The organism is Bradyrhizobium sp., assembly GCF_049519115.1.
GTDB lineage: Bacteria > Pseudomonadota > Alphaproteobacteria > Rhizobiales > Xanthobacteraceae > Bradyrhizobium.
In genome coordinates this window covers 344,935-367,437 of record NZ_JBEKRB010000001.1, presented here as the reverse complement: position 1 = coordinate 367,437, position 22,503 = coordinate 344,935, and the positions used below count along the sequence as shown (strand labels likewise).

At 62.0% G+C, this 22,503-nt stretch carries 21 protein-coding genes and 1 pseudogene; 8 read left to right on the top strand and 14 right to left on the bottom strand.

Going from position 1 to position 22,503, the window contains the following annotated elements; translation table 11 throughout:
- The first annotated feature begins 144 nt into the window (after positions 1-144).
- Entirely contained in the window at positions 145-996 is an 852-nt protein-coding gene (locus tag ABSE61_RS01835; RefSeq protein ID WP_423869344.1) for a CHAD domain-containing protein, read from the top strand.
- A 52-nt stretch (positions 997-1,048) separates the two neighbouring features.
- Here ABSE61_RS01835 and ABSE61_RS01830 read toward each other — a convergent pair whose 3' ends face one another.
- The 4 genes from ABSE61_RS01830 to ABSE61_RS01815 form a co-directional block, all read right to left on the bottom strand.
- On the bottom strand, positions 1,049-1,438 hold the full coding sequence (locus ABSE61_RS01830) for a RidA family protein (RefSeq protein WP_423869363.1): 390 nt from the start codon (positions 1,436-1,438) through the stop codon (positions 1,049-1,051).
- Positions 1,439-1,508: 70 nt separating this feature from the next.
- Positions 1,509-3,185, bottom strand: coding sequence for a benzoate-CoA ligase family protein (locus ABSE61_RS01825; protein ID WP_423869343.1), 1,677 nt, complete (start codon positions 3,183-3,185; stop codon positions 1,509-1,511).
- 136 nt (positions 3,186-3,321) lie between these two features.
- Positions 3,322-4,155: an alpha/beta hydrolase gene (locus ABSE61_RS01820; protein ID WP_423869342.1), complete on the bottom strand. Its 834-nt coding sequence runs from the start codon at positions 4,153-4,155 to the stop codon at positions 3,322-3,324.
- A gap of 32 nt (positions 4,156-4,187) precedes the next feature.
- Entirely contained in the window at positions 4,188-4,679 is a 492-nt protein-coding gene (locus tag ABSE61_RS01815) for a MarR family winged helix-turn-helix transcriptional regulator (protein WP_423869341.1), read from the bottom strand.
- A 281-nt stretch (positions 4,680-4,960) separates the two neighbouring features.
- On the opposite strand from ABSE61_RS01815, the gene ABSE61_RS01810 reads away from it, so the two are divergent.
- Entirely contained in the window at positions 4,961-6,136 is a 1,176-nt protein-coding gene (locus tag ABSE61_RS01810) for an ABC transporter substrate-binding protein (RefSeq protein ID WP_423869340.1), read from the top strand.
- A gap of 27 nt (positions 6,137-6,163) precedes the next feature.
- A complete protein-coding gene (locus tag ABSE61_RS01805) occupies positions 6,164-6,619 on the top strand; it encodes a cupin domain-containing protein (RefSeq protein ID WP_423869339.1) in 456 nt (151 codons plus the stop codon).
- 158 nt (positions 6,620-6,777) lie between these two features.
- On the opposite strand, the gene ABSE61_RS01800 is transcribed toward ABSE61_RS01805, so the two are convergent.
- From ABSE61_RS01800 to ABSE61_RS01780, 5 genes are all read right to left on the bottom strand, one after another.
- Positions 6,778-8,028 (bottom strand): flavin-dependent oxidoreductase, encoded by a 1,251-nt coding sequence (locus tag ABSE61_RS01800; RefSeq protein ID WP_423869338.1) that lies wholly within the window; start codon positions 8,026-8,028, stop codon positions 6,778-6,780.
- A gap of 78 nt (positions 8,029-8,106) precedes the next feature.
- Positions 8,107-10,458, bottom strand: a complete 2,352-nt coding sequence (locus ABSE61_RS01795) for a bifunctional salicylyl-CoA 5-hydroxylase/oxidoreductase (protein ID WP_423869337.1) — start codon at positions 10,456-10,458, stop codon at positions 8,107-8,109.
- A gap of 281 nt (positions 10,459-10,739) precedes the next feature.
- Positions 10,740-11,576, bottom strand: coding sequence for an enoyl-CoA hydratase family protein (locus ABSE61_RS01790; protein ID WP_423869336.1), 837 nt, complete (start codon positions 11,574-11,576; stop codon positions 10,740-10,742).
- A 30-nt stretch (positions 11,577-11,606) separates the two neighbouring features.
- The gene (locus ABSE61_RS01785) at positions 11,607-12,368 is read right to left on the bottom strand and encodes an SDR family NAD(P)-dependent oxidoreductase (RefSeq protein ID WP_423869335.1); all 762 of its coding nucleotides are present in this window, start codon (positions 12,366-12,368) and stop codon (positions 11,607-11,609) included.
- 108 nt (positions 12,369-12,476) lie between these two features.
- Complete coding sequence (locus tag ABSE61_RS01780; RefSeq protein WP_423869334.1) at positions 12,477-13,376, bottom strand: sulfite exporter TauE/SafE family protein; 900 nt, start codon at positions 13,374-13,376, stop codon at positions 12,477-12,479.
- Between the two features lie 269 nt (positions 13,377-13,645).
- Here ABSE61_RS01780 and ABSE61_RS01775 point away from each other — a divergent pair, with 269 nt between their 5' ends.
- From ABSE61_RS01775 to ABSE61_RS01760, 4 genes and pseudogenes are all read left to right on the top strand, one after another.
- Positions 13,646-14,083 carry a tetratricopeptide repeat protein gene (locus ABSE61_RS01775; protein ID WP_423869333.1) on the top strand — a complete coding sequence of 146 codons (438 nt, stop codon included), beginning with the start codon at positions 13,646-13,648 and terminating at the stop codon, positions 14,081-14,083.
- Positions 13,983-14,294: pseudogene (locus ABSE61_RS01770) on the top strand (tetratricopeptide repeat protein); the annotation flags it as partial. The gene ABSE61_RS01775 and the pseudogene ABSE61_RS01770, both read left to right, overlap by 101 nt.
- A gap of 56 nt (positions 14,295-14,350) precedes the next feature.
- Positions 14,351-14,548: a tetratricopeptide repeat protein gene (locus ABSE61_RS01765; RefSeq protein WP_423869332.1), complete on the top strand. Its 198-nt coding sequence runs from the start codon at positions 14,351-14,353 to the stop codon at positions 14,546-14,548.
- Positions 14,548-15,468, top strand: coding sequence for a tetratricopeptide repeat protein (locus ABSE61_RS01760; protein WP_423869331.1), 921 nt, complete (start codon positions 14,548-14,550; stop codon positions 15,466-15,468). The genes ABSE61_RS01765 and ABSE61_RS01760 overlap by 1 nt, the downstream gene beginning before the upstream one ends.
- 21 nt (positions 15,469-15,489) lie before the next feature.
- On the opposite strand, the gene ABSE61_RS01755 is transcribed toward ABSE61_RS01760, so the two are convergent.
- On the bottom strand, positions 15,490-17,883 hold the full coding sequence (locus ABSE61_RS01755; RefSeq protein WP_423869330.1) for a xanthine dehydrogenase family protein molybdopterin-binding subunit: 2,394 nt from the start codon (positions 17,881-17,883) through the stop codon (positions 15,490-15,492).
- Complete coding sequence (locus ABSE61_RS01750; RefSeq protein WP_423869329.1) at positions 17,880-18,374, bottom strand: (2Fe-2S)-binding protein; 495 nt, start codon at positions 18,372-18,374, stop codon at positions 17,880-17,882. The genes ABSE61_RS01755 and ABSE61_RS01750 overlap by 4 nt, the downstream gene beginning before the upstream one ends.
- Positions 18,375-18,546: 172 nt before the next feature.
- Between ABSE61_RS01750 and ABSE61_RS01745 the strand changes: the two genes are divergently transcribed.
- Positions 18,547-19,635 (top strand): LLM class flavin-dependent oxidoreductase, encoded by a 1,089-nt coding sequence (locus ABSE61_RS01745; protein ID WP_423869328.1) that lies wholly within the window; start codon positions 18,547-18,549, stop codon positions 19,633-19,635.
- Positions 19,636-19,873: 238 nt separating this feature from the next.
- Here ABSE61_RS01745 and ABSE61_RS01740 read toward each other — a convergent pair whose 3' ends face one another.
- From ABSE61_RS01740 to ABSE61_RS01730, 3 genes are read right to left on the bottom strand one after another with little or no spacing between them, the layout of a single operon-like run.
- A complete protein-coding gene (locus tag ABSE61_RS01740) occupies positions 19,874-20,560 on the bottom strand; it encodes a TetR/AcrR family transcriptional regulator (protein WP_423869327.1) in 687 nt (228 codons plus the stop codon).
- Positions 20,557-21,108: a flavin reductase family protein gene (locus tag ABSE61_RS01735; RefSeq protein ID WP_423869326.1), complete on the bottom strand. Its 552-nt coding sequence runs from the start codon at positions 21,106-21,108 to the stop codon at positions 20,557-20,559. The genes ABSE61_RS01740 and ABSE61_RS01735 overlap by 4 nt, the downstream gene beginning before the upstream one ends.
- 4 nt (positions 21,109-21,112) lie before the next feature.
- Positions 21,113-22,345, bottom strand: a complete 1,233-nt coding sequence (locus tag ABSE61_RS01730) for an acyl-CoA dehydrogenase family protein (RefSeq protein ID WP_423869325.1) — start codon at positions 22,343-22,345, stop codon at positions 21,113-21,115.
- Between the last annotated feature and the right edge of the window lie 158 nt (positions 22,346-22,503).

Sequence of the window (22,503 nt, the reverse complement as noted above, 5' to 3'; positions counted from 1 at the left end):
ATTTCCCAGTAGTGCCGTAAAGATCGCCCGGGAACAAGCCCTGTTGTCAACAAGGCGCTCGCGGGGCACCCTGTTCCGATGGGCGAAACCGTCACATTTAAAGTTAAAACATCGATAAAGCAGGCCCCATTGTTCCGGGGTTCGATGACCTGCGAGACGGCGTTTCGGACGGGCGCGACCCACTATCTCTGCCAGTTGACGGCGCAGCATCCGGCTACGTGCGCGGGCGAAGCCAACGCGCTGCACGCGATGCGCGTCGCGATGACACGGCTCAAGACCACAATTGCCTTGTTCTCGCCCATGGTTGCTGGCGACGAACAGCTGCGACTTGCCGCGGAATTAAAGTGGCTGAACGCCCATCTCGGCATCGTCCGCGATCTCGATGTCGCTCTCGAGCGGCTGGCGAAAATCAGGGATCGAACGGGGGCAAGCGATCGGCCCTGGAAACAGGAGCGGGCCGCCTGCCAGCGTCATTTGACCCGCGCGCTTCGTTCGCCGCGATACCGGCGGCTGATTGCGGATCTCACTGCCTGGATCGAGAACGGCGACTGGTCGCGCAAGCGAGCAAAAAAGGCCGCTGAGCTGCGCGCGCAGCCGGCCGACCAATACTGCTCGGACACGTTAAAGGCGTGGCGAGCGAAGCTTTCGAAGAAAAGCCGCAAGCTGAAGGAATTCGGCGCACGCAAGCGCCACCGGGTGCGCTTGGCCAACAAGCGGCTGAGTTATGCAATCGAGGCGGCGGCGGAACTGGCCCCGTCCAGCGAGACGCCAGCGCGGCAAGCGATGCTGAAAGCGTTACGCAAGGCTCAGAAGTCGCTCGGACAGTTGAACGACGATGCGCGTTTCCGCGCGCTCGCGGCCGCGCTCGGCGAAGACAAGATGGATGGAAACGATCTCGCGCTCCAGCCCAAACAAAAAAAGCGCCTGCTGCGAAAGGCGACCAGCGCCTATGAAGAACTGGCGGCGCTTGAGCCGCCGAAGATTTCTGGCAGCTAGTGCTTTCTTTTAACCTCTCCCCGCAAGCGGGGAGAGGCGAAAGAGAACACTGTTAGCGCGGCACGACCGCCGTGGCCTCGATTTCGACTCTCGCCGCCTTCTCGACCAGCCTCACGACCTGCACCAGCGCCATCGCCGGATAATGCGCGCCGAAAACCTCGCGATAGACCTGCCCGAGTGCTTTCAGGCTTGCGAGATATTCGTCCATATCGACCACGTACCAGGTCAGTCGAACCAGGTGCTCCGGCCGCGCATCGCCCGCCTCCAGAATGGCTGCGATATTGCGCAAGGTCTGGCGCACTTGCGCGATGAAATCCGGCGGCAACTGCCCATGAACGTCCCAGCCGATCACCCCGCCGGTCACGACCAGGCGGCCCTCGGCGGACATGCCATTGGCATATCCTTTCGGCGCCGGCCAGCCGCTCGGTTGCAGAATCCGCATCCCCGTCTCGCTTTCGGAGAGGACGGCAGAAGCCGGACCTTTCGAAGGGTTCACCGATCATCCTCCCTGTTCATTCGGCCGCAACGCCGCTCGAGACGCCTTGCGCGATTTGTCTGAGCGCAAAACGCTTGAGCTTGCCGGTTTCGGTCTTCGGCAGTTGAGCTACATATTCGATCGCGCGCGGATATTTATACGGCGCGATCGCCTGCTTGACGTGGTCCTGCAATTCGGAGGTCAGCGCCTCGCACGCGGTCGCGCTCGAAGTCAGCACGATATAGGCCTTGACGATCATGCCGCGCGCCTCGTCGGGCGCGCCGACCACGCCGCATTCGGCGACCGAGGGATGACTCAACAGCGCAGCCTCGACCTCGGGCCCGGCGATGTTATAGCCGGAAGAAATGATCATATCGTCCGAACGCGCCACAAAGGAAAAGTGACCCGCTTCATCGCGGGTGAAGGAATCGCCAGTAAGATTCCAGCCATCGCGCACATAATTGGTTTGCCTGGTGTCGGCGAGATAACGGCAACCGGTCGGCCCGCGCACCGCGAGCTTGCCGATCGCGCCCGCCGGCAACTCTTTCATGTTCTCGTCGACGATCTTGGCCTCATAGCCGGCAACCGGCGTTCCGGTCGTGCCCGCGGCGGCGCTACCCGTTCGATTGCTGATAAAGATGTGCAGCATCTCGGTAGAGCCGATGCCGTCGAGAATGGTCTTGCCGGTCTTTTTGGTCCAGCTCTCGAACACCGGTGCGGGCAAGGTCTCGCCGGCCGAAACCGCCAGCCGCAACGACGACAAATCCGCGCCCTGATCCATCGCCGTCATCATCGCGCGATAGGCCGTCGGCGAGGTGAAGCAGATCGTGGCTTTATACGTCTCGATGATCTTGATCATTTCAGGAGGGGCGGCGTTTTCAAGCAGCGTCGCGGTGGCGGCAAAGCGCAGCGGAAAGATCGCAAGGCCCCCGAGCCCGAAAGTAAAGGCGAGCGGCGGCGATCCGACGAACACGTCGTCCGGCGTCACTTTAAGAATCTCTTTCGCATAGCCATCCGCGATCATCAGGAGATCGCGATGGAAGTGCATCGTCGCCTTTGGCTCGCCCGTGGTGCCCGAGGTGAAGCCGAGTAGCGCGACGTCGTCGCGGCCGGTCTTGACCGCCTCGAAACGAACCGGCTTGCTCAACGCCACGCGATCGAGCTCGGCGTCATGGTTGGAGGTGCCGTCGAAATTGACGACCTGCTTGAGGAAGCGGCTGGTCTTGGCGCAGGCGACCAGTTCGTCGGCAATGCGGCTGTCGGTCAGCGCCAGCGCGATCTCGGCCTTGTCGATGATCTTGCTCAATTCGCCGGCACGAAGCAGCGGCATGGTGTTGACGACCACCGCGCCCGCTTTGGTCGCGGCCAGCCACGCGGCGACCAGCGCCGGATTGTTGCCGGAACGAATGAGCACGCGGTTGCCGGGCTTGACGCCGTAATTCTCCACCAGCGCATGCGCCAGGCGGTTTGACCAGTCGGCGAGTTCCTTGTAGGTGCGCTGGCGGCCGTTGCCGATCAGCGCGATGTGATCGCCGAATCCTTTCTCGACGTTCCGGTCGGTCAGTTCGACCGCGGCGTTGAGATATTCCGGATATTGAAATTCCGCGCGATCGAGCAGCAGCTCGGGCCACAGCTCGAATGGCGGCAGGTTTCGCCGGGTAAAATCATCGACGTGGCCGGATGGGCCAAGCGATGGGGAAATTCGACCAGACATTTCCGTCGTCCCCCGTTTCTCGGGATCGCGGCCATAACGCCGAACGGCCAGCCGCTTTGCCGCCCGCGGAAAACATTTTATACTTAAAGTAATTTGGCGCAAGTGGGCTCGTATGAGCCTTTTATGGGCGACCGGGCTAACGCCCCGCCAATTCCTTCAGCCGCAAGGTCATGGGAGAAGCAGGGTCCGCCAGCGGCGCAATCGCGGTGAAGTGATTTGCGGCGGGAACGGTGCCGAATTGCGTGGCGATGCCGGCCCCACCCCACGCCTCGACAATGCTTCGGCTTTGCCGGTGATATTCCGCGCTTTCCGCTTCCCCCACGACCGCATCGAGGCTGCCATGGGCGGGAGGTTGCCAGAACAGCGGGCTTGCGGCGCGGGCCGAGGCTTCATCGAGGCCCAACGCCTTGTTGATGGAGGTCGGAACCAGCGGCAGAAGATCGAACAGGCCGGAGATCGCATGGGCCGCGCTCACGAGCTGCGGCGGCAGGTACTCGTCGTAAGCCTTCCAGTCGGTCGCCAGCATGCAAGCGGCGAGATGCCCGCCGGCGGAATGGCCGCTGACGATGAGCCGCCCCGACAGCTCCGCGAGTTCGCGCATCGCCTCGCGCATCTGCATGATGATGTCAGCCACCGAAACCTGGGGGCAAAGGTCGTAGGTCGGAACGGCGACGCCAATTCCATGCGCGTTGAGCCCGCGCGCCATGTGACTGAACCACGAACCGTCCAGCGCCTGCCAATAGCCGCCGTGAATGAAGACGACAAGCGGTGCGTCGCTTTGCTCTTTGTTTTGGCCCTCGCCGGCAAAGACATCGATCACATGACGCGGCCCCGGCCCGTAAGCGATCCGGCGCGGCGCACGCTGCTCGCGATAGGCCGCCGCATCCCTCGCCCAGCCCGCCATCAGCTCGGGGTTTTCGGGAACGCGCGCCCGGTTGTTATATTCGACCTCGTAATCGACCCCGGTCACGGCGATATCCAGATCCTTAACGCTTTGCGTTGCTAGGTTTTGCCTTGCGCGGACTTGTGCGCGGACGCTTTGGTCTTGGCCAACAGCCGCATCAGCTCGCGGACTTCTTTCGGCGAAAGGCCGGAAAAAATATCGGCAATCCAGTTTTCATGTTCAGTGGCCATCTTGCGGAATTCGGCCCGGCCGGCTTTCGTCAGCCGGATCACCTGCACCCGCCGGTCATTCGCCGATGTCCGCCGGTCGAGATGGCCGGACTCGACCAGTCGCTCGACCAGGCCCGTGACGTTGCCGTTACTGACCATCATTCTTTTCGAGACATCCGACAGCGTCATGCCTTCAGGCACCTTGTCGAGCTGGGCCATCAGGTCGAAACGCGGCAAGGTGACGTCGAACCGCTCACGCAAGCGGCTGCGGACCTCGCCCTCGATCAGGGTCGTGCACGTCAAGAGCCGCAGCCAGAGCCGAAGCTCGCTGCCGTGATCTCCGGGAAGCTCGACGGCCTTGGTCTCGGAATCGAGGATCATGCTGCAACCATTTTTTTGACCTTCACGTAATTGAAGCGCCGCTTCAAGTCAAAAAACGCGCACCCGATACGGCCGGTTCGGCGGTTTTTGCAAATTTCTTTAAGGTTCAAACAACTGGCGCGCCCCTTGCATGTAACGCCGTGACGGCGTTGGGTTAACGCTCATGCCAGCTTGGCATGGTGAGCGGTCGTCGCTTGCCGGTCACACCGTGATCGGCATAAGCTACCGGGCGGCACTTATGGGGTCCGTCCGTCACGCGGGCGAACAAGGGAGATGAGGTTATGCGTCAGCTAATGAAATGCGCCGCGCTCGCGGCCGTGTGCGGGATTTTCGCTGTTCCAGCGGCTGCACAAGAGAAGCTGAAAATCGGCCTGATCGTGACCCTGTCGGGTCCTGCCGCCTCGTTGGGCGTTCAGGTCCGCGACGGCTTTAACCTCGCGGTGAGGGATCTCGGCGGCAAGATGGGCGGCCGGGACGTCGAGGTCGTCGTCGTCGACGACGAGCTCAAGCCTGATGCCGCGGTCTCCAAGGTCAAAGGCCTGCTCGAACGCGACAAGGTCGATTTTGTCGTCGGTCCGATTTTTTCCAATATCCTTCAGGCGATCCACAAGCCGGTCACCGATACCAAGACCTTCCTGATCTCACCGAACGCCGGACCCTCGAGTTACGCGGGCAAGAATTGCAGTCCGTTCTTCTATGTCACTTCCTACCAGAACGATCAGGTGCATGAGATCCTCGGCAAGGTCGCGCAGGATCGCGGCTACAAGCGCGTTTACGTGATGGTGCCGAACTATCAGGCCGGCAAGGATTCCGCGGCCGGCTTCAAGCTCGATTACAAGGGCGAGATCACCGAGGAAAGCTACGTGCCGCTCGGCACCCTCGATTTCCAGGTCGAATTGTCCAAGATCGCTTCGCAAAAGCCGGATGCCGTCTTCACCTTCATGCCGGGTGGCATGGGCGTGAGCCTCGTCAAACAATACAAGCAGGCGGGCCTTGCCGATCAGATCCCGGTGCTGTCGGCCTTCACGGTCGATGAATCGACGCTGCCGGCGCAACAGGATGCGGCGGTCGGCATGTTCGGCGGCGCGGACTGGGCGCCGGACCTCAACAATCCGCAGAGCAGGAAATTCGTAGCTAGCTACGAAGCGGCCTATAACAACGTGCCCGGCACCTACGCGATGCAGGGCTATGACGCCGCACTTCTGATCGACAGCGCGGTGAAGGGCGTCAAGGGCGACCTCGCCAACAAGGATGCGGTCGCGGCTGCGCTAAAGAAAGCCGATTTCACCTCGCTGCGCGGCAACTTCAAATTCAACGTCAACGGCTATCCGATCCAGGATTTCTATCTGACCAAGGTCGCCAAGCGCGCCGACGGCAAATTCGAAACCGAGATCGTGCAGAAGGTGTTCGAGAATTACGGCGACCGCTACGCCAAGGAATGCGTGCCGGGTAACTAAGTTAGCGTAACGAGGGAGCTAGACAGCATGACAAGCGAGATCACCGGCATCACCCGTGCCAACGAAGGCATTCAGGGCATCTCCTGGAACATTCTCGGCCAGACCTATGTCCCGAAGAGCCACACCGACAATAGCTTCTCATGGCATGCGACGTTTCCGCCCGGTACCTTCGTGCCGCCGCACATCCATCCCGACCAGGACGAATATCTCTATTTGCTGGAAGGCAAGCTCGACTTCATGCTTGGCGGCGCCGATGCGCAGGCCACACCCGGCGATCTGGTGCGGCTCGGCATGGGCATTCCGCACGGCATCTTCAACAAGTCCGATCAGGTCGTGAAGGTGCTGTTCTGGGTTTCACCGACGCAAAAACTCTATGACCTGTTCTGGGGCATTCACAATTTGAAAGAACAGAATCCGGAAACCGTGGTGGCGCTGGCCGCCGAGCACAACATCCACTTCCTGCCCCCGCCTCCGGGCGCGTGAAGCTATTCCCACAGGGAGCGATTAACTTTGAGACTGTCATGGCCGGGCTTCGTCCCGGCCATCCACGTCTTACCTACCAAGTCCGTTCAAAGACGTGGATGCCCGGCACAAGGCCGGGCATGACGAAAGCAAGTCTCCAACGGCATCGCGGCCGAAAGTTACCCCCGCACCGCCGCCAATCCCGGCACCGCCGCAAAGCCGGCTTTGCTGGCATAGCCACGCACGATCGCTTCGCGCTGGGCGTAACTCAGCACCTTGTCGATATCGCTAAATCCATCGGGCGCGAGCTGCTCGACCGCATCGATGACGCCTTCCGGCCCGCCGCGGCGGTTGGAACGCACGATCTCGGCCGTCATCGGCAGGCGCTTCTGCTCGTAAGCAACCAGCGCCTGACGCGGATGTTCGGCGTGCGCCAGCAAATCAGCGAGGCACCGCGCGTCCAGAATTGCCTGCGACGCGCCGTTTGAACCGACCGGATACATCGGGTGGGCGGCATCGCCGAGCAACGTGACGCGGCCGCTCGACCAGTAGGGCAAGGGATCGCGGTCGCAGGTCGGATATTCGTAAAATTCCGGCGTCGCGGTGATGAGGCTCGCGACATCGACATGCGGCACCGAGAATCGCGCGACATGCGGCATCAATTCCTCGCGGCGGCCAGGCCGCGACCAGTCCTCACGGCGCGGCGGCGCGGAGTTGCCGTCGCCGACCTTCACCAGCACCGCCCAGTTGGTCAGGCGGTTCGACGGGCTCGAGCCTTCGGCGATCGGATAAACCACGACCTTGGCGTTGAGGCCGCCGGCCACGATCATCGAGCGGCCGGTCAAGAACATCGGCCAGTCGCGCGCGCCGCGCCAGAGCATCAGGCCGTTCCAGCACGGCAGACCTTCGGTCGGAAACAACGTCTCGCGCACGCGCGAATGAATGCCGTCGGCGCCGATCAGGATGTCGCCGCGCACGCTCTTGATGTGGTGGCCTAAGCGGTCGAAGAAATGCGCGGACACCCCGCCCTCGTCCTGGGTAAAGGCGCCGAGGCGATGACCGGTGTGAATGACTTCCTTGCCGAGCCGTTCTTCGACCGCCTGAAGGATGACGTTCTGCAAGCGCCCGCGGTGGATCGAGAATTGCGGCACGTCATGGCCGGCATCGACGCCGCGAACGTCGCGCCAGACCTCCTGGCCGTGGCGGTTGAGATAATAAAGCACGTCGGTGCGGATCGCTACGTCGTCGAGCTTTTGCAAAAGACCGAGGCCTGCGAGTTCGCGGATCGCATGCGGCAGCGTGTTGATGCCGACGCCGAGTTCGCGGATGGTATCGGCCTGCTCGAACAGCTCGCAGCCGATGCCGCGCGCCCGCAACATCAAGGCCGTGGTCAGCCCACCAATGCCGCCGCCGACGATAATCGCCTTCATCGCTTACTCCACTCAACCCACTCTCTCACCTCCCCCGCAACTGCGGGGCGAGGGAGCAGATGTAGCGTGCCACCCGGCCTATTCGGCCGCAAGCGGCTTTGTGGCCTCCGCCTTGAGCTCGGCCCGGGTCTTCGGCTTAGCCTTAATTTTAAGCTCCTCGAAATCCTGCCGGTCCCGCACGCTGTTGCGGAAAATCTGCTCCTTGCCGGGCAAATATTGCGGCGGACAGAACGTATCCTGCGCGCCATACCAGGCCGCGGCTTTGATCGTAAACGCGGGGTCGACGAGGTGCGGACGGCCGAGCGCCACGAGGTCGGCCCGCCCGGCGGCAAGGATGGTGTTAACCTGATCGGCCGTGGTGATATTGCCGACGCACATGGTCGCCACCCGCGCTTCGTTGCGCACCTGATCCGAGAACGGCGTCTGGAACATGCGGCCATAGATCGGTTGCGCGTCGCGCACGGTTTGCCCGGTCGACACGTCGACAAGATCGACGCCTCTTTCCGCAAACGCCCGCGCGATCTGAACTGCGTCGTCGCCGGTGATGCCGCCTTCGGCCCAGTCGGTTGCGGAAATGCGCACCGACATCGGCTTGTGTGAAGGCCAGACCGATCGCATCGCCTCGAATATTTCCAGCGGATAGCGCAGGCGATTTTCCAGCGATCCGCCATATTGGTCGGTGCGCTGATTAGTCAGCGGCGAAATGAAGCTCGCGAGCAGATAGCCGTGGGCGCAGTGCAGCTCCAGCATATCGAAGCCGCAGGATTCACCGCGCTGGCTGGCGGCGACGAACTCGGCCTTGACCGCATCCATCGCGGCGCGGTCCATCTCGCGCGGCACCTGGCTGTCGGGAAAATAAGGAATTGACGAGGCCGAGATCACATCCCAGCCGCCTTGCTCGAGCGGGCGGTCGATGCCGTCCCACATCAGTTTGGTCGCGCCCTTGCGGCCGGCATGGCCAAGCTGGAGGCAGATTTTTGCCGCGGAATTGGCATGCACAAAATCGACAATGCGCCGCCAGGCTTTTTCCTGCTCGCCATTCCACAAACCAGTACAGCCCGGCGTGATCCGAGCGGCGCGCCCCACGCACGTCATCTCGGTGAAGATCAAGCCGGCCCCGCCGAGCGCGCGGGAGCCGTAATGCACCAGATGAAAATCGCCCGGCACGCCGTCGTCGGCCGAATACATGCACATCGGCGAGACCACCGCGCGATTGGCGACCGTCATCTCGCGCAATCGAAACGGCTGGAACATCGGGGCCAAGGGTTTTTCGACCTCGACGTCAAAGCCCTGGTCGCGCACATGGCGCGCGAAGGCCCTGTCGACCTCGCCGACGAACTCCGGCGCGCGCAGCGTCAGATTGTCGTAGGTGATGGCCTTGGCGCGCGTCATCACGCCGAACGCAAATTGCACGGGATCGAAATCCCAGAACCGATCGACGTGCTCGAACCAGACCAGCGACACATCCGCTGCATGCTGGGTCTTCTCGACTTCCTCGCGGCGGCCCTGCTCGTAAGTCGCGAGCGCAGCCTGGACAGTGGGTGCACGCTCCATGGCATCGGCCAACGCGATCGCATCCTCCATCGCAAGCTTGGTGCCGGAGCCGATCGAGAAATGCGCAGTCGCCTTGGCATCGCCGAGCAGCACCATGTTGTCCTTGACCCAGCGCTGGCTGCGGATCATCGGGAAATTCCGCCACATCGAGCGGTTGGTGAGGAGCGGATGTCCCTCGAGGAACCAGCTGAAGATTTCCGCCATGCGATCGGCGGATTGCTTCTCGTTCAGGCCCGTCAGGCCAGCGCGCTTGAAAGTTTCGGGATCGGTCTCGAAAATCCAGGTCGATCGCCCGACTTCATATTGGTAGGCGTGGGCGACGAACGGTCCCCACTCCGTTTCCTGGAAGATGAAGGTGAAGGCGTCGAGCGGCCGTGTCGAGCCCATCCAGGCAAACACGTTGGAGCGCAGGTCCACTTCGGGCTCGAAATGCTCGGCGTATTTCTCGCGGAAGCGGCTGTTGATGCCGTCGGCCAGCACCACGAGGTCGGCGTCGGCGAACCGCGCCTCATCGTCGATGTCGGTTTCGAAGATCAGCCGGACACCGAGTTCGCGCGCGCGTTCCTGCAAGATCAGGAGCAACTGGCGGCGCGAACAGCCGCAAAAGCCGTTGCCGCCGACGCGATGTACCGTGCCGCGGAAGTGCACGGCGATATCGTCCCAATAGGCGAATTCCTGCGTGATCCGGCGATAGCTCGGCGGATCGTATTTCTCGAAATTGTCGAGGGTTGCGTCCGAGAAAACCACGCCGAAACCGAAGGTGTCGTCGGGACGGTTGCGTTCGTAAACCGTGACGTCGGCCTCCGGCCGCTGCTTTTTGAGCAGGATCGCCGAGTAAAGACCGGCCGGTCCACCGCCGATGATCGCGACCTTCATGGGAACCTCGTCGGCCGTTTTCGAAAGCCGGGAACTATTTTAAACCTAAAACAATTGGTCGGCAAGCGACTTTCGGCCGGCTTCAATTTTGGCTGCCTGGCGTCTTATATAGGCCCCCCACTCGTTGATTGTCATCGCCCGGCTTGACCGGGCGATCCAGTACGCCGCGGCGGCCGCGCTAATGGAAAGGTCTCTGGAATACTGGATGCCCCGCCTGCGCGGGGCATGACGACGCTGATAGGCATGCCGCCATCGGTAAGCCGGCCGCAGACGCCTGCTGCTCAATTCCCCTTGAACACCGGCTTTTGCTTAGCCGCAAAAGCCTCGAACGCCCGGGTGAAATCTTCCGTCGTCATGCACAACGCCTGCGCGATCGCCTCGGCCTCGATGGCTTCCTCGACCGACATCGCCCATTCCATCGCCAGCATCCGCTTGGTCATGGTGTTGGCAAACGTCGGCCCGGCCGCGATGTCGCTGGCGAGCTCCACCGCCTGAGATAGCACTTCTGACGGCGTGACGACACGGCTGAAGAAGCCCCAGCGCTCGCCCTCCTCCGCACTCATGAAGCGGCCGGTGAACAACAATTCCGAAGCGCGCGCTTGTCCGATGATGCGCGGCAGGATCGCACACGCGCCCATGTCGCAGCCGGCAAGCCCCACTTTATTGAACAGGAAGGCGACCTTGGTGCCGGTTGCCGCCAGCCGCATGTCGGAAGCCATCGCGATGATGGCGCCGGCACCGGCGCAGATGCCTTCGACCGCCGAGACGATCGGCTGCGGGCAGGCGCGCATGGCCTTGACGAGTTCGCCGGTCATGCGCGTGAAGGCGGTCAAGCCCTTGGTGTCCATTTTGACAAGTGGCCCGATGATCTCGAACACGTCGCCGCCGGACGAAAAATTGCCGCCGGCGCCCGACACCACCACGGCCTTCACCTCGTCGTCGAAGGTGGCCGCGCGAAAGAAATCCGCCAGTTCACGGTAGCTGTCGAACGTCAGCGGGTTTTTCCGCTCGGGACGATTCAGCGTCACGTTGGCGACGCCCGCCTCCACCTTCAAAAGGAAATGCTTCGGCTGATATTGCGCGAGCGGCAACGTGACGGGATTGGCTGGTTGGCTCATGTGACGTTTCCTCTCTCGACGCCGCTGGCGTCAAACTTCCCCGCCCGCGACCGCAATCGCCTGCCCAGTGACCGCACCCGCGCCCTCGCCGCACAGCCAGAGCACCGTGTCGGCGACTTCCGCAGGCGAAACAAGCCGGCCTTGCGGATTGTGTTTGGTCAACTCAGCGATGGCAGCGAGACGATCGCGGCCGGTCTTTTTCATGATGACGTCGATGCTGCCGGCAATGAGATCGGTGTCGGTAAATCCGGGACAGACCGCATTGACGGTGACGCGTGTCGTCGCGAGTTCCAGCGCCAGCGAGCGAACCAGGCCAATTACCGCGTGCTTGGCCGCAGCATAGGCGCTGACATAAGCGTAGCCTTTCAGGCCGGCGGTTGAAGCGATCGCGATGATCCGGCCCTGCGGCCGCTCGCGCATCGACGGCAGCACCGCCCGGACGCAGTGGACCACGCCCATGAAATTGACGTCCATCATGCGCTGGAACAGCGCGGCGTCCGATTTGGCAAAGCTCGCGGATTCGGCCGCGCCTGCGTTGGCAATCAGGATATCGATCGGTCGGCGCGCAGCCGCCTCTCGCATCGCGGCACCGACCGCAGCCGGATCGGTGACGTCAGCGACGGCGGAAAATTGCGCAATGCCTTGGGCGACCAGTTCGTCAAGGGCGGCGCTTTGGCGGCCGAGCGCGGTGACGACGGCGCCCACTTTGGTCAATTGAGCGGCGATTTCCCGGCCAATGCCCCGCGCCGCACCAGTCACGACGGCATGCGGGGAATGCGGCAGTCTCGTCACGCGCCATCTCCCCGAATGGTTTCAAAGGCCTCGGGTTCGGATATATTTTATACTTCAAGCTTTGGCAAACAAATCCGCCGGTCGAGGGCTTAGGCCGAAAGATCTGATTCAGTTGGCCGGGCGCGCGCCAACCGCAATCGGCACCACGATCTGCGCAGGCGGCGCACCGACAGGCGCTGGCTCGGTAGCGCGCTCGGTCACCGCGGCAAGGTTGGAGCCGAGCGAGTTCCACTGCTCCGCGCCGAGCCTGCCGGCTACCACGATCAGGATCCCGGCCAGCAGCAGCCGCAACGCGGTTTCGGGGACGCGGACCGCAAAATAGCTGCCGATCGCAATCCCCGGCAGCGAGCCGATCAGGAGCACGCCCAATAACTGCCAGTCGGTCGACCCCATGATCCAGTGCCCGATACCTGCGACCAGCGTCAGCGGCACGGCGTGCGCGATATCGGAACCGACAATCCGCACCATCGGCTGTTGCGGATAAAGCAGCAGCAATGCGGTGACGCCGACCGCGCCAGCGCCCACTGAAGAGATCGACACCAGCACGCCGAGGACCACGCCGACCAGCACCGTGGCACGGGCGATTGTCGCGTCGTCCACGCGCTCCATGCGAACGCGTAATTTGTCGATAACAAGCTTGCGGAAAATGAGCGCGGTCGCGGTCAATATCAGCGCAAAACATAATACGGAATTGACCAGGCTGCGCGCCGCTCCGGTCGACAGATCAAGCTGCCAGAGCACGAGCAGTGTCAGGAGGCTCGCCGGTACGCTGCCCGCGGCAAGCCGGATCACCGCCGGCCAATGGATGGTGCGCGCCCAGCCATGGACGGCGACGCCACCGCTCTTGGTGGCTGCCGCATACAACAGATCGGTGCCGACGGCCGTGGAGGGGTGAACGCCGAACAACAAAATCAGGATCGGCGTCATCAGCGATCCGCCGCCAACACCGGTCATGCCGACCAGAAGGCCGACGCCGAAGCCGGAAACCACATAGATCGGATCGATCACGCCAAAAGAGCCCCAAAGGTCGCCACGGAAGAGGTAGGATTATATTTCTCGGCGCGGCAATAGTGTGGAGGAAAAAAAGAATGATCTTTCCGAGTGGGGGATCAAACGGCGATTTTAAACTAAGGAATTGGGTACCTTAGGGGGATTGCAACCCATCCGGCTACCGCTGCGCTTGGGGGTGCCCTGATCGGAGCGCGCTCAAGGGCAATGGTTTCTCACGGGCCAGGAATCAGCTACCGCTTGCGTGGCGACTGTCCTGAAACCATCCAATGAAGCGCAAGCAGTTCCGCGCCAGCGGCAGCACCGGCAGTTCGCCGAACGATTCGGCCGCTTCGCTCCATACTGCCGGCTTGCGCCATTTCCAGGCTGGACGGTTTGCGGTCGCCGAAGAGCGGATACGGCGAGCGTTGGCACTGGAGCCTGAACACGCCGATTCCCTTTATCTCGCCGGCCTGCTTCAGGCGCAGGCCGACAAGATCGACGGCGCCATCGATTTCATCGCGCGTGCGATCCGCATCAGACAAGACAATCCGGATTATTTTTCCGATCTCGGAAGCTTGCTAGCCCGCCGCAATCGCCATGCAGAGGCGCAAAAGAGCTTTTTACATCGCGCTCAAGCTCAAGCCGGACGACGCCGATGTCTGGGTCAGACTTGGCGATCTCTCGCGCCAACAGAGGAGCTTCCAGGACGCGCTACTCGCCTATGATCGCGCAGTGTTGCTCGATCCGCGCCATCTTGACGCCGTCAACAAAAGCGGATTGCTGCTGATCGAACTCCAGCGGCATGGCGAAGCGCTCACGAAATTCGAACAATCCCATGCGATCCATCCCGGCCGGCCCGAGACCCTGATCGGCAAGGGCGTTTGTCTTCAGGCTCTCAAGCGGCTGGAAGAAGCGGCGGCCTGTTATACGATGGCGCTTGCGGCCCAAAAAACTATGACGCTAGAATCAAGCTTGGCAACCTCCTGCTCGGAATGGGCCAACCCGAGGAAGCCGTCACACACTATCGCAAGGCGACCGAGATCGATTCCCGCCGCGCCGTTGCTTTCTGCAATCTCGGCGGTGCCCTGAACCAGCTCAAACGCTTCGATGAGGCGTTCGCCGCGCTCGATCGCGCCATTGACTTGCTCCCGATTTTGCCGAAGCCTTCATCAATCGAGGCAGCCTCCTGATGGCGAATGATCGCCTGGAGGAGGCGCTGACCGATTCAAGGCGCGCTGTCGCTCTCAAGCCGGATCTGATCAGTGGGCACGCTAATCTCGGAACCTGCCTTGATCATCTGTTGCGGCCCGATGAAGCCTTGAAGAGCTACCAGGCGGTGCTCGCGCTCGATCCGAACAGTGGCGATGCGATTCAATTTTGTCGTTATGTTCCGCTTTTGGCGGAGCGTGGAGCAATCCTGGAGATCGATCGGCCGCTCAAGGAATTAATGACAGGCGTCAAGGGCGTGGCGCAATGCGTGGACCGGACGGGGACATTGCCGGATCACGACTTTCACTGCCCGCTGGCGAGCCTTCCGCTGGCGTTCGATACCCGGCTCGAAACCATTCCGCCCGTCCCGCAGTTTTCGGTCCACGCACCGATCGGAGGCTGGGACGCTTTACTCGGCCCTCACGACCGGCCGCGGGTCGGAATCGTTTGGTCGGGCAACCCTACACACGCGAATGATCACCGGCGCTCTGTTCCGTTTGAATCGCTGACGCCGCTGTTCGGGGTCGACGCGACGTTCGTCAGCCTTCAGAAGAACGCACGAGAAGCCGATCTCGCGCTCCTGCGCGAGCGCAGCGACGTTCTTGACGCGGCATCCAGACTTGAGAACTTTGCCGACACGGTGTCGCTGATCCAGCATCTGGATCTGGTGATCTCGGTCGCCACCAGCGTCGCGCATCTTGCCGGCGCAATCGGTGCATCCGTATGGATCCTCCTGCCCTATTTGCCGGACTATCGTTGGTTGCCCGATCGCGACGACAGCCCATGGTATCCGACGGCGCGCCTGTATCGGCAAACGGCGACCCGCGACTATGCCGACGTGCTCGGCCGCGTGTGTGCCGATCTGAGCGAACGGATCTCGACGTGGCATCGATCAAAATAACGCCGGCAAGCGTGGGCGGTCTCAGATTCGTTTTAACGCCGTCAGGATCAGTTCCGGCGTCAGCGGGATTTCCGTGATGACGGCGCCAAATGGCGCAAGCGCATCGTTGACGGCATTGGCCACCACGGCGGCCGCGCCGGCAGTGCCTGCCTCGCCCGCGCCCTTGGCGCCGAGTTCGCTGTCTGCCGTCGGCGACACGATATGGCCGATTTCCATATCGGGCATCTCGCCCGACATCGGCACCAGATACTCCGCCATGTTGGCGTTGGTCAGTTGTCCACGCTCGTCATAGAGGCATTTTTCGAACAACGCCGCACCAAGGCCCTGCACCACGCCGCCGCGGATCTGTTCGTCGACCAATTGCGGATTGATGATGGTGCCACAATCTTCCACGACCCAATGCTTGAGTAGTTTGACGAAGCCGGTGTCGATATCGACCTCCAGCCATGACGCCTGAACGCCGTTGGTGAAGGCGAACGGATATTCGCGCGGCACATAATGACGCGTCGCCATCAGCTCCGGCTGAATGCCCGGCGGCAAGGTATCAGGGCGGAAATAAACGATGCGCGCGAGTTCGCGCAGCTCAATTCGTGGCGTACCGTCATTAGCGGTGACGATCGCATTATTGGCGATGTCGAGTTCTGACGGGGTGGACTGCAAAATCGCGGCGGCCACATCCAGAATATTTCGTTTGAGGACCTTGGCGGCCTGAAGCGCCGCCTCGCCGCCAATACCGGCGCCGCGCGAGGCCCAGGTTCCGCCGCCATAGGGCGTCTGATCGGTGTCACCTGACATGACGCGCACCTTCTCCATCGACACGCCGAGCACGCTGCCGACGATTTGCGCCGTGAGCGACTCCGAGCCCTGCCCTTGCTCGGTGATACTGGTCTGGACGAACACCGCGCCTTGCGCGTCGAGTCGCACCGCCACGCCATCCTGCGAGGAGATTTTGGCGCCGCCGACACCATAAAACGCCGCGCTCGGATTGGTGACTTCGATGAAGCTCGCAATGCCGATACCGCGATGGATGTTTTGTTTGCGCAAGCCCGCCTGCTCGGCGCGCAACGCGTCGTAGTCCATCATCTTGAGCAGCTTGTTCAGGGATTGATGATGCGACAGCAATTCGAAACGGAGGCCCGAAGCCGACGTGCACGGATAGGCATCGTCGGCAATGAGGTTGCGCCGGCGAATCTCGACCGGGTCCATGCCGATTTTCATCGCGGCAAGATCGACCAAACCTTCGGTGACCGAACACGCAATGGGATGTCCGACCGCGCGGTACTGGCACATCACGTTTTTATTCTGGAACACGACGCGGGTGCGGGCGCGATAGTTCTTCGTCGTGTAGGGGCCGCCGACGAGATTGACAACCTGGTTGGCCTCGATCGCGCTGGTGCGCGGATACATCGAATACGGACCAATGCCGGTGAGATCGTCGATTTCAAACGCCGTGATGGTACCGTCGCGCTTGACGCCGATGCGCCCCCGACAACGATGGTCGCGGGCATGGATATCGGTGTTGAAGCTTTCCATCCGGTCGGCCACGTATTTGACCGGCCGCCGCAGCATTTTCGACAGCGCGTAGGTCGCCATCTCGTCGGCATAGATGTGGACCTTGATGCCGAACGAGCCGCCGACGTCCTTGCAGATCACGCGGACCTGTGCCTCCTCGAGGCCAAGATGAAGTGCTGCGATATTCCGCACCATGTGCGGCGCCTGCGTACCCTGATAGATCGTGAGCCGCACTTCCGCCGCGTTCCAGTCCGCGACCACCGCACGCGGTTCCAGCGTCACGCCGGTGTGACGGCCGAACACGAATTCGGCCTCGGCGACCTCATCTGATTCCGCAAACGCTGCATCGACGGCGCCGGCATCGAGCACGCGTTCGAAGGCAAGGTTGTCGCCCAGCGAGGCATGGATCACCGGCGTTTCGGTATCGAGCGCGGTACGCATGTCCGTGACCGCCTCCAATTCCTCATAGTCCACGCTCACCGCTTCGGCGGCGTCCTCGGCCGCGGCGCGGCTGGTGGCCACCACCGCCACGACGGCCTCGCCCTGCCAGCAGACTTTTTCGACCGCGATCGCGCGCTGCGGCGCCGACTTCAGTCCCTTCAGATGCGAGAGCACGCCCACCCACGGCGTGATGACGGCGGCCAGTTCCTCGCCGGTGACAACGGCGATCACGCCGGGCATTTTCTTCGGCGCGCTCGTATCGATGGCGACGATCCTGGCGTGGGCATAGGGCGAGCGGACGAACACCACATGCGTCATCCGCGGCAGTTCGAGATCGCTGACATAGAGCCCGCGCCCTTGCAGCAACCGGTCGAGATTGGGACGCGGCACCGACTTGCCGATGTAGGAGTTGGGCCGGTCGAGCTCCGACAAGGTTTGCGGGTTGCCTTCGGGCTTGTTCATGCGCGGCTCTTGTTACCGCTTTTGCGCGCTTTGACGGTAGCCTCGACCGCATCGACGATCGCCTGATAGCCGGTGCAGCGGCAGTAATTGCCCGAGAGATGTTCGCGGATCCGCTCCCGGTCCGGCTCGCTCTCATTTTTGATCAGATCCTGCGCTGATATCAGCATTCCCGGCGTGCAGAAGCCGCACTGCAACGCATTGCGTTCGCGAAAGGCCGCCTGAAGGTCCGATATTTCGCCGGAGTCCGACAGGCCCTCGATAGTTTCGACCGAAGCTTCGTTCGCCTGCACCGCGAGCATCAAGCAGGAGCGAATGATCTCGCCATTCACGCGGATGGTGCATGCGCCGCATACGCCATGCTCGCATCCGACATGCGTGCCGGTCAGCTTGAGGTGTTCGCGCAAAAAATCCGCAAGATTGATCCGCGGCGAAATCAGCGCTTCGACGCGCTCGCCGTTGACCTCGAGCGAAATGGGATGCGCTGCCGTCATGCCCCGGCTGCCAAGGTTCGGGCCTCCCTGCGATTTTTCCAAGGATTAGACGGGGCGGCCCGTCAAAGGTCAAGTTTGTTTATCGAACGATTATTTCCGGTGGCTCGCGTTTCCGATATCGGCCATAATGAGAGGCAAATGCCTAGATACGTCTTTCGGGAGCCAACGCGCGATGAAATTGGGTTTCTTTACCATGCCGATCCATCCTCTCGACAAGGATTGGCGGGTTTCGCTCCGCGAAGATCGCGAGGCGTTCGTTCTGGCCGACGAGCTCGGTTTCACGGAAGCCTATGTCGGCGAGCATGTGACCGATAAGGCCGAAAACATCACCTCTTGCGTGGCGTTCCTGGCCTGGATTGCGGCTGCAACCAAACAAATCAAGCTCGGCACCGGCACCATCAACATGCCGAACACCCACCCCGCGACGACCGCCGCGAGCCTCGCGATGCTCGATCATATGCTGGACGGGCGACTGATCTTCGGCATCAGCCCCGGCGGGCTTCTGTCGGACGCCGAACTGTTCGGCAATCTCGACGCCAACCGCAACGAGATGTTCCTGGAAGCGATCAACCAGGTGCTTGAAATCTGGGCCAGCGAACCGCCCTACGACATCAAGGGCAAGTACTGGAACATCTCGGTTGAACGGACGCTGATGGCCGATATCGGGCAAGGCTTTATTGCCAAGCCGTTGCAGCGGCCGCATCCGCCGATCGTCGTCACCGCCGTGGCGCCCTTCTCGAAAGGCGTTACCGAAGCCGCCGTTCGCGGCTGGGAACCAATCTCGGCGAATTTTTTGATGCCGGCCTGGGTGAAGAGCCACTGGCCGAAATATGTCGAGGGCTGCGAGCGCGGCGGCCGGCCCGCCGATCCCGCCAACTGGCGCGTCGCCAAAAGCGTGTTTGTCGCGAAGGACGCCGCAACCGCCAAAGCCTATGCGACCGATCCCAATGGTCCTTACGCTTTCTACTATCGTTCGCTTTTCACCAAGCTGAAGAAGAACGGCCGCCTCGAACTTTTCAAGACCCGGCGCGATCAGCCCGACGACGAGGTGACGCTGGAATCGATCTGCGACAAGCTCATCATCCACGGCACGCCGGAAAGCGTCGCCGATCAGTTGCTGGCGTTTCAGGAAGAGGTCGGCACCTTCGGCACGCTGCTTTATGCCGGCAAGGACTGGCAGGACCGCGAACTCGGCCGCCAGTCGATGATCCTGATGGCGGAAAAAGTCCTGCCGCGGGTCAATGCGGGGATGGGGAAGTAGCGGACGCAATCTTCTTATTCCGTTGCAGCAACGCAATCGCATGCAAGTTCGACGCTTCTTCACCTCCCCCTGAAAGGGGGAGGTCGGTGAGCCGAGAAGTACCCTTGCGCTTCGAAGCGAACCGGGAGGGGGTCGCTTTTCCAAGCCTTGCGACTTTCTCTAAGCGTTGTGATTGACCCCCACCCCAACCCTCCCCCCTTTCAGGGGGAGGGAGCGCACCCTCACCGTGGTGCCTCGTCTAAACCAGCGCCTTCACCGGAGAACGGCGCACGCTCTCCTTCTCGCCGAACACATGCGCGAAGCCGGCAAGAAAAGCATCGACCGCGTCGCTGATCATCTGCTCCTTGCTTTCGAGCACCGGCGCTTCGTAGATGAATTTGCGGACGCCGTAATAGAAAATGCCGCTGTGAAACACCCAGGCCATTTCGATCTCGGCCGCGCTCGGCCTGCTTTGCGCCGATAATCCCACCGCATGCCGGCACTCCCGGATAATGCGGGATAAAATCTTGTCGCGGACGATGCCGACATAGGAGCGATTGATCTCAAGCCCCTTCAGGCCGGAGTAAAAATAGATGCGCAGCCAGGTGCGGCTGAAGATCACGCCGGTATAGGCCTCGTAGAACTCCTTCAAACGTTCAGGAAGCGGCCGCGAGCGGTCGGCAAGCAGTTTCTCCCATCCGTCGCCGAGCGGTTCGAGATAGACCGTGCGATAGACTTCCTTGATCAGGTCGTCCTTGCTCGGAAAATAACGATAGAGCAGCGGCTGCGTCACACCGAGCCGTCGCGCCAGCGCGCGCGTTCCGCCGCCAAATCCCTCCTCCGCAAAGAACTCAGTGGCCTTGGCGACGAATTCCTGGCGGCGGTCGTCGGGCGACAACCGCTTCTGCTTGACCCGTGAGCGTTTGGCGATGGCTTTCTTGCTCATGAGCCGGCCGGCACCGCAAATCGCCCAAAGCCGCCGCCGAGAAATAACAGCGGCTCTTGTTTGTTATAGGCGTAGGCTTCGACGGCGCCCAAAAAGATCACATGGTCGCCGCCATAATAACGGTTGGCGGCGCGGCATTGAAAATGAGCGACGCTGCCCGCGAGCAACGGCGCTTTGCCGAGGCCCGGCTTCCAGTCGACGCCGGCGAACCGGTCGACCGTGGACTTCGCGAATGTCGTCGCCAACGCCTCCTGCGAGGCGCCGAGCACATTCACCGTAAAGTGGCTCGCATTCTGGAAAATCGGCAAGCCCTGCGAATACATCCCCAGGCTCCACAGCACGAGCGGTGGATTGATCGAGACGGAGGCAAAGGAGTTGCAGGTCAGCCCGTAGGGTTTGCCGTCGTCCGCCATCGCCGTGATGATGGTGACGCCGGTGGCAAAGGTGCCGAGTGCGTTGCGAAAGTCTCGAGGATCGAGCGCCGAACTGCCGCTCGAAAGCTCGTTGGCGGTCTCGGGCTCCGGCACGTGCGTTGGCTTGTCGTTCATCGTCTCACAGCGTCAGGTTTTCGGAAGGCAGGCCAAGCGCGACCCGCCCGTAATTGGTGCCCGCCGCATCGAAGTTGAAGGCGATGTGGGAGTTGATCGCGTGCGCATCGCGGAACTGCCGCTGCAAGGCGCCGGACATATAAAGCCCGCGCGCGCCGCTCGCCGCAAACAGGAGCGAAACCGCCTCGGTGCAGAGATTGACCGAGAAAGCGCCGTCGCGCCGCATCCTGGTCTTCGCGGCCATATCGGGAATATGTCCGCGCCGCGCATCGGCCAGCGCCTCGATACAGGTGGAACGCATGATCAGGCGCGCCGCGTCGATCTTGGAGGCGGCTTCCGCAATCTTGATCTGGGTGACCTGGAGATCGCCGATCTTGGCGCGGTTATAGGTCGAGGCGCGATGCCGCGCGAGATCGACATAATCGTCGAGGCAGGCTTGCGCGTTGCCGAGCGCTACGCCTGACAGTACATAGGGGAACAGCGAGAACACCGGCAGCGTATACAGCGCATTCGGGTTGATGCGGCTGCCGGGCGTAGGCCCGCCGGCGACTTCGTGGACTCCGACCGTCATGTGATCGGCGACGAACGCGTCTGCAACCTCGACATCGTTCGAGCCGGTGCCGCGCAGGCCCGCCGCGTCCCAGGTATCCTTGATGCGATAGTCGCCCTTGGGCAGCAGGAAGATGCGATACTCGATGCCGTCGGCGTCATCCTCGGACGACACCACGCTCGCCAGCATGTTCCATTCGCTGCAATTCACTCCGGACGAAAACGGCCAACTGCCGCGCAGCACATATCCGCCATCGACCTTTCGGGCGCGGCCCGCGGGAAAGATAAAGGAGGAGGCAATCAACGCGTCGGGATTCTTGCCCCAGACCGAATCCTGGGCACGGGAATCGAACATCGCGAGCATCCAGTGGTGGCTCGCAAGGTTGGCGAAGGTCCAGGCCGCGGAGGCATCGCCCTGCCCGATCGCGTCGGCGCAATCGATCAGCGCGATATAATCCAGCTCAGAGCCGCCGACGCGCTTGGGCTGCACGATCCGGAACAGACCGCTTTCGTGCAATTCGCGTTCAGTCTCCTCAGCCAGACAGCGCAATTGCTCCGAACTTCGCGCGCTCTCGCGCAGGCGCGGCGCCAGCGCCGCGGCGCGCGCCACCATCGCCGAGTAGGCGCGGCTGTCGGCCTCCGCCCCGGAAGGGGATGCCGCATGGGTCTTCAGACCGGGTGCTGTCATCTCGCGATCCTCCCGATCGCTACTTGCGCGGACGTATTCTTATACGCTCGATTCTCGTTCCAAGCTTCCATCAAGGGTAGCTCGCCCCGGGCGTTGAGCCATTGTTTATCGCCCGATCACTAATTAAGGCGCGGCCGGCCTTGCCCGTCAATCGAATT